7 protein-coding genes and 1 pseudogene are annotated in these 6,851 nt (G+C 66.2%); 2 read left to right on the top strand and 6 right to left on the bottom strand.

Features of this window, described 5'->3' with window-relative positions:
- Positions 1 to 5 precede the first annotated feature (5 nt).
- Together ACZBJS_RS36315 and ACZBJS_RS36320 are read right to left on the bottom strand one after the other, a co-directional pair.
- The gene (locus ACZBJS_RS36315) at positions 6 to 1,118 is read right to left on the bottom strand and encodes an amidohydrolase family protein (RefSeq protein WP_316398834.1); all 1,113 of its coding nucleotides are present in this window, start codon (positions 1,116 to 1,118) and stop codon (positions 6 to 8) included.
- A 74-nt stretch (positions 1,119 to 1,192) separates the two neighbouring features.
- Positions 1,193 to 2,257 (bottom strand): amidohydrolase family protein, encoded by a 1,065-nt coding sequence (locus tag ACZBJS_RS36320; RefSeq protein ID WP_316398841.1) that lies wholly within the window; start codon positions 2,255 to 2,257, stop codon positions 1,193 to 1,195.
- Between the two features lie 235 nt (positions 2,258 to 2,492).
- On the opposite strand from ACZBJS_RS36320, the gene ACZBJS_RS36325 reads away from it, so the two are divergent.
- Complete coding sequence (locus ACZBJS_RS36325; RefSeq protein WP_316398835.1) at positions 2,493 to 2,972, top strand: hypothetical protein; 480 nt, start codon at positions 2,493 to 2,495, stop codon at positions 2,970 to 2,972.
- Between the two features lie 58 nt (positions 2,973 to 3,030).
- Here the strand turns inward: ACZBJS_RS36325 and ACZBJS_RS36330 are convergent, their stop codons facing one another.
- Positions 3,031 to 3,804 carry a DJ-1/PfpI family protein gene (locus ACZBJS_RS36330; RefSeq protein WP_316398836.1) on the bottom strand — a complete coding sequence of 258 codons (774 nt, stop codon included), beginning with the start codon at positions 3,802 to 3,804 and terminating at the stop codon, positions 3,031 to 3,033.
- A gap of 64 nt (positions 3,805 to 3,868) precedes the next feature.
- Here ACZBJS_RS36330 and ACZBJS_RS36335 point away from each other — a divergent pair, with 64 nt between their 5' ends.
- Positions 3,869 to 4,864, top strand: coding sequence for a GlxA family transcriptional regulator (locus tag ACZBJS_RS36335; RefSeq protein WP_229192419.1), 996 nt, complete (start codon positions 3,869 to 3,871; stop codon positions 4,862 to 4,864).
- 56 nt (positions 4,865 to 4,920) lie between these two features.
- On the opposite strand, the gene ACZBJS_RS36340 is transcribed toward ACZBJS_RS36335, so the two are convergent.
- The 3 genes and pseudogenes from ACZBJS_RS36340 to ACZBJS_RS36350 all read right to left on the bottom strand — a co-directional run.
- A complete protein-coding gene (locus ACZBJS_RS36340; RefSeq protein WP_463439911.1) occupies positions 4,921 to 5,469 on the bottom strand; it encodes a carboxymuconolactone decarboxylase family protein in 549 nt (182 codons plus the stop codon).
- 191 nt (positions 5,470 to 5,660) lie between these two features.
- Entirely contained in the window at positions 5,661 to 6,578 is a 918-nt protein-coding gene (locus ACZBJS_RS36345) for a LysR family transcriptional regulator (RefSeq protein ID WP_463439912.1), read from the bottom strand.
- A gap of 80 nt (positions 6,579 to 6,658) precedes the next feature.
- Positions 6,659 to 6,851 (bottom strand): annotated as a pseudogene (locus ACZBJS_RS36350) (IS630 family transposase); the annotation flags it as partial.

The following is a 6,851-nucleotide window of genomic DNA, read 5'->3' on the forward strand; positions in this document are numbered from 1 at the left end:
GTGTCCTAGAATTTGTAAACCGCGCGGGCGTTGGCATTGAAGATCTTGCGACGCTCGGCGTCCGTCATCGGCGTCTTGAAGGCGTAGCGCGCGTCGTCATAGTCCCAATGCGGATAGTCCGACGAGAACAACAGCCGGTCGATGCCGGCCCATTCGATCAGCTGCCGCAGGTGCCTGGCTTCATCCGGTTCGTCGATCGGCTGGGTCGTGAACCAGAAATGCTCCTTCACATATTCGCTCGGTCGGCGCTTCAGATGCGGCACCTCGCTGCGGAAGCGTTCGAAGTGCTGATCCATCCGCCACATCGTCGCGGGGATCCAGCCGAAGCCGCCCTCGATGAACACGATCTTCAGTTTCGGGAAGCGCTCCGGAACGCCTTCCAGCACCAGGCTGGTGAGGTTCGACGCCACCGTGTGCGCGTTCGACTGGTGCTCCTCGCAATAATAGGACGGCCAGCCGCCGCCGGTCGGCGCATGGCCGCCATAGCCGCCGACATGGATGCCGAGCGGCAGGTCGAGCTCCTGCGCGCGTTCATAGATCGGCCAGTAGCGGCGGCGGCCGAGCGGCTCATTGGCGCGCGGCGAGACGTTGATCTGGATGTATTCGCCTGATTTGGCACAGCGCTCGATCTCGGCGAGGCCGAGGTCGGAGCCGTCCTGCCCGACCAGGATCGAGGCCTTCAGGCGGGGATCGCGATGCGCCCAGAACGCCAGTTGCCAGTCGTTGATGGCGCGCTGGATCGCGGCGCCGAATTCCAGATTCTGCTGCGAGAAGATGAAGAGATCGAGCACCTGCAGGATCCCGAACTCGACGTCGAAGGGATCGAGATGCTGCTTGCGCATGAAATCGAGGTCGGAGCCGGGCACGCCGCCGGTCGGCGGCCAGGCATCGCGCCGCGCGATCAGCGGCGAGGAGCGCGGATACGGCGTGGTGCCGATATAGGGCGTGCGCAGATGACTGCCATATTCCTTCAGATGCTGCTGCCAGCGTTTCGGCAGGAACTCGTTGAGGTCGCTGTGCGCGTGAAGGCTCGGATGGATGTCGCAGTCGATGATCTTCAGCCGCGTCGCCGCGGTCTTCTCCTGGTCGAGCATCGGGCGGTCGATGACGTCACTCATGCGATCCTCCTTCTTGTTTTGCGCATGATCTTGTCGGAAAACCGGCTCCCACTTTTCCGGATCATGCGCGCGAATTACGAATTCAGCTTCAACCGCGGGAACGTTTCAATCGGGTTGTCTTCGCACATCCGCTGGACGAGGCTTTTCGGCAGATGCGGCGGGATCGGATCGTCGCCGTCGAACTGCCAGTGCGGATAGTCGGATGCGAACAGGAACATCTTGTCGGAGCCAATCTGATCGATGATGTCGGCGACACCTGTTGCGTCCAGCGGCGCGTCGAACGGCTGCATGGTGACGCGGAAATGGTCGCGGATGATCGCGGCGGGCTCGCGCTCCACCCACGGCACCTCGACGCGCACGCCGCGCCAGGTCTTGTTGGCGCGCCACATGAACGCCGGCAGCCAGCTGACGCCCGACTCCATCAGCACGACGGTCAATCCGGGATACTTCCCGAACACGCCCTCATAGATCAGGCTCAACGTCTGCGCCTGAAACGCCTGCGCCTCGGCGAGATAATATTCGTAGCGGTAGGACGGCCAGCCGATCGAGCTCGGCGCGCCCCGGTAGGCACTGCCGGCGTGGATCGCGATCGGAAGCTTGTATTTCTCCGCGGCCTGATAGATCGGCCAGTAATGCCGCCGGCCGAGCAGCGTCTCGCCCTGCGAGGGCACCAGCACCGAAACGAAGCGATTGTCGCCGGCCCTGCGCTCGATCTCCTCGACCGCAAGGTCGGGCGCCTGGATCGGCACCACGATCGAGGCGCGCAGCCGCGTGTCCCTGGCAAGCCATTCGGCCGCGATCCAGTCGTTGATCGCCCTGCAGAAGTCCGCGGCCATGTAGGAATCGAACACCGCCTGCGCGCCATAGACGACGTTGCAGATCGCGTGGCTGGCGCCGAGCTGGTCGAATGCGCCGCGCTGCACCATGGCAAGATCGCTGCCGGGCTTGCTGCCGTCGGCCGGCCGCCAGTCGGCGCGGCCGGATAGCGGCATCGACGGCGGATAGGAATTGAGGTCGAGCCCGTCGATGGCACGGCTGACGACCTGTTCCTTCCAGTGATCGCTCAGATAGGGCAGCAGCGTGGTGCGCGTTCCCCCCACCGCGGGATGGATGTCGCAGTCGATACGCGTGGCCGCCATGGCGTTCCCCGGATTGATCTTCTTGTCGTCGTTGTTGGCGGCATCGCTGCCACGGATCGGACTGTGACGCCGATGGCGCGATCGTGCAAGCGGGTCCACGCGGGGCCGCCCTGCCCTGTGCGCATCGCGCCTCACGCGAAGTTGCGGGATCGCGTGTGAATGGCGTCACCCCTTGAAGTCACGCGACATGCTAGCGATTCCGCGCCGCGGAAAGCGCGGGCACCGGGAGACGGGAATGGGACTGGGCCGACTGACGATCCTCGCATGTTCATTGTCACTGGCCTCGTCGGCCACATGGGCTGCGCCTGCGACCAGCTCGGGCTCGGTCGCGCTGGCGCTCGCCGGCGTGGTGGCGCCCTACTCGCCGCTGCCGGCCAAGGAGAAGAAGGCGGTCGCCGCATTCTTCAACGGCGACAGCAATGTCTCCTATACCAGCAAGATCATCGTCACCGCCGACAAGGTGGTCTGCCGCGCCAGCAATGTCGACATCACCTCGCGTTCCTGCGCGCTGACCTTCGGCGGCAACACCCACACCGTGAAGGGCAGCGAAGCCAATGCAATGTTCGCGACCGTGGCGCTGGCCGGCGTGCCGCCCGACGGCGCCGCGGGCACGATCTACGAGGCGCTGTCGAAACTGTCCTGCACGCTGGATCCGAAGGTGATCAAGGACAAGGCCGGCGGCGGCGCCGACTGCAGCTTCGAGCCGGGAAACTAGTGCTACGAGACGAGGTCGAATAGCGACTGCGCCGGCGCTGCACTCCCTCTCCTTCTTCTTACGGGGCCCGCACGCCGGGCGAGGTGACACCGAATCGAGTGTTCGGCAAAAGCCTGCACTCACTCTCCTGCACGGTGACGCCCAGCCTCGCCGCGACACGGCGCGCGGTTTCCTCCCGCTGCTCCGTGATCGCGCGCACGGCCTGGCGCGACTGCTGCAGGATTTCGGGTGGCGCGGTCTCCGGCGTGCCGCTGTCGAACGGCGGCTCCGGCGCATACACCATATAGAGCTGGATCGCGCGCGCGGCATCGTCGCCGCGCAGTTCAGCCGCGAGCCGCAATGCGCCATCGATGCCTGCCGTGACTCCGGCGGCAAAGACGAAGCTTCCGTCCACCACCACGCGTTGGTTCACGGGCGTAGCGCCGAACAACGGCAGCAGATGAAACGACGCCCAATGCGTCGTCGCCCTGCGCCCCTTCAGCAGGCCGGCCGCTCCGCAGATCAGCGCGCCCGTGCAGACCGAGAAGATGCGGCACGCCCCCGCCGCCTGCCGGTTGATCCAGCCGAGCACCTCCGTGTCCTCCATCAGGGCTTGCTGACCGAAGCCGCCCGGCACATGCAGCACGTCGAGCGGCGGCGCATCGGCCAGCGTCGCATCCGGTGTCAGCCGCAATCCCTTGATGTCGCGGACCGGCTCGGCGGTCTTGCCGTAGATGCGGTAGGTCGAATTCGGAATCCGCGACAGCACCTCGAACGGCCCGGTCAAATCGATTTGGTCGACGCCTTCGAACAGCAGCGAACCGATCCGCAGATGAACATCGTGAGCGATCATCGAACTTCCCTCGAACTTTCCTTGCGCTATGGACAAAGCGAATCTAGCGCGGCAGGTTTCGGCGATGACGCCAACCAGCCCACGTTTTTCGCCAAACCGCCGCCGCTCGATCGAAGTGCTGGCCTATCCGGCCGTGCAGTTGCTTGACGTCACCGGGCCATTGCAGGTGTTCGCGTCCGCCAATGCGCTGGCGGCCAAGGCAGGCAACGCCGAGCCATATGAAGTCCGCGTCGTTGCAAAGGATGGCTCACACGTCGAGTCGTCCGCCGGCGTCGGGCTCGCGGTGCATCCGCTGCCCGCGATCGGCAGCCCGGTCGACACGCTGGTGATTCCGGGCGGCGACGGCGTCAACGCCGCGGCGGCCGATGCCGTCCTGGTGGACTGGGTGCGCGAACGCGCCGGGCAGGCGCGCCGCACCGCATCGGTCTGCACCGGCGCGTTCCTGCTCGCCGCATCGGGCGTGCTCGATGGCCGGCGTGCCGCGACCCATTGGGGATTTTGCGCAGAGCTCGCCGAGCGTTTTCCCGATGTCCGCGTCGAGCCCGATCCGATCTTCGTGCGCGACGGTTCGTTCTGGACGTCGGCCGGCGTCACCTCCGGCATCGATCTGGCGCTGGCGCTGCTGGAGGAGGATCTCGGCCGCACGGCGGCGCTTGCCGTCGCCCGCTATCTCGTCGTGTTTTTCAAACGGCCGGGCGGACAGGCGCAATTCAGCGAAATCCTGTCGCTGCAAGCCACCGACGACAGGTTCAGCGCGCTGCACGACTGGATCAGCAACCATCTGGCCGGCGACCTCTCGCTGTCGACGCTGGCGAAACAGGCCGGCATGAGCGAGCGCAGCTTCAGCCGCCATTACGCCGAAGCGACCGGCTTGACGCCGGCACGCGCAATCGAGCGGCTCCGGGTCGAGGGCGCGCGGCATCTGCTCTCGGAAACGCGCCTGCCGATCAAGCGCATCTCACAGCGCTGCGGCTTCGGGTCGGAGGAAACGATGCGGCGCAGCTTCCTGCGCCTGCTGTCGACCACGCCGCAGGACTATCGCGCCAGGTTTGCGCTCTGACGCGCACGGCCGGCCGCGCGGTCGACGTGCAATGATTGACGCCAGGCGAGACCGTCTCAGCCGTTCCAGGCATATTCCTGCAACGCCGCCTCCAGCGGCGGATTGGTGACGCTGCCGGTGTAGTTGGTGATGGTCGACGCCGCCACGATGGTGATCACCTCAAGCACGAGATCCTTGTAGAACCCGGCTGCCAGGAATCGTTCGATCTCCTCGTCGTCGAGCCGCCCACGCTTTTCGATCAGCGACCGCGCCAGCGTCGAGAGCGCGCCGAGCGTCTTGTCGGCAGGCGAGCGGCCGGCACGCATCGCGTCGACATCGGCCGGATCGAGCCCAGCCTGCAAGCCGAGCGCGGAATGCAGCGCGACCGCCCAGGCGCAGCCATTGGTCACCGCGTCGGTGAGCAGCACGGTCTGGATCTGCTGCTCGGTGAAGCTGCCGCCGTGAACCTTGTCGAAGATGCCGAGGAAGCTCTGGATCAGCACGGGCGACGTCGCCATCGCCGCCGCAAGGTTCGGGATCATGCCAAACCGCGCCTCGACCTGGCGCAAAGTAGGCCTCGAGGCTTCGGGGGCAGACTCGAGCGTATGGACAGGAAAACGCGCCATCGGAAATGCCTTTCGCGGTGTTGATTGAACCCGAGTCCTCCGGACGCAGCTGAGCTGTTGCGATCCGCGCGCGGGCAACCGGATTCGATGGAAGCTATCTAGACCCGCCCTGACGCGCGCGTTCGCCAAACTCCCCACGTTCCGCGCCACTGGGGGCAGCGGCGACGTTGGGCTACGTCGCGCAGACTCCACTAGTCGCCGGCACGGTCCTTCACCCGTCGCGTCACGATCCCGAGCAGACGGCCAAGCGTGCCGGCGGCGGGGCCCTTCTTGCGCGCCAGCGCGAGCGGCGCGACGAGGCCGGTGGCGCGGTCGAGGCGGAGATAGGACACGCCGGCGGTCTCGAGCCGCGCCATCGATTCCGGCACGATCGAAATGCCGAGGCCCGCTGCGACCAGGCTCAGCGTCGACACCATCCGCGTCGCCTCCTGCGCCACCTTCGGGCTGAAGCCCGCGGCGCGGCAGGCGGCGATGATGCTGTCATAGAGGCCGGGCCCGGTCGGACGGCGGTAGAGGATCAGCGGCTCTTCGGCGAGCGAGGCCAGCGAAATCCGCCGGCGGGTGTCCTTGCGGGCGCGCGGATGATGGTCCGGCAATGCGACCACCATCTCCTCGTCGAGCAGACGCGTGATCGTGAGGTTCTCCAGCCGCTCGCCTGGCGCACGCACGAATGCGGCATCGAGCCGATCGGCCTCGACGGCTGCGATCAGCTCGCCGGTCGAGGCCTCCTCGAGCGACAGCGTGATCGCCGGCGCGCGCTCGCGCATTTCGCGCATCACGCCGGTGACGAAAGGATGGAAGGCGGCCGAAGAGGTGAAGCCGATCGCAAGCTGCCCCTCCTGGCCGCGGCTCGCGCGGCGCGCGGCCTCCACCGCGAGGTCGGCGTCGCGTAGGATCGCGCGCGCCTTGCCGACGAAGGCACGGCCGGCCGCGGTCAGCTCGACCCCGCGCGGCTGCCGGCGAAACAGCGGCGCGCCGATCGCGGCTTCCAGCGCGCGGATCTGCTGGCTCAGCGGCGGCTGCTGGATGCCGAGCCGCGCGGCGGCGCGGGTGATATGGCCTTCCTCGGCGACCGCGACGGCATAGCGGAGATGGCGCAGTTCGATCATCGGGCGATCCATATGCAACAGATATGCGAATTCCCGTATCCATATATTGGAAATTTGTCACGCGGCCAACTAGTAGCTCGTCACAGTGATTTTGACTCTTTGGGTATGCCTGGATAGGCGCGCCCCAGTTTGGTGCGAGCTTTGTCCGTTGTGAACATCCAATTGATACGGGCGCGAGTTTTGTTTCGCTGCCGCTCCCATGCTGCGATCTCGTTTCTAAGGCGTTTTGGATCGTCGATCCGGCGGCCGAGACACTGCCCTTGGAGCACGCCG

The organism is Bradyrhizobium sp. KZN70725 (assembly GCF_055264925.1).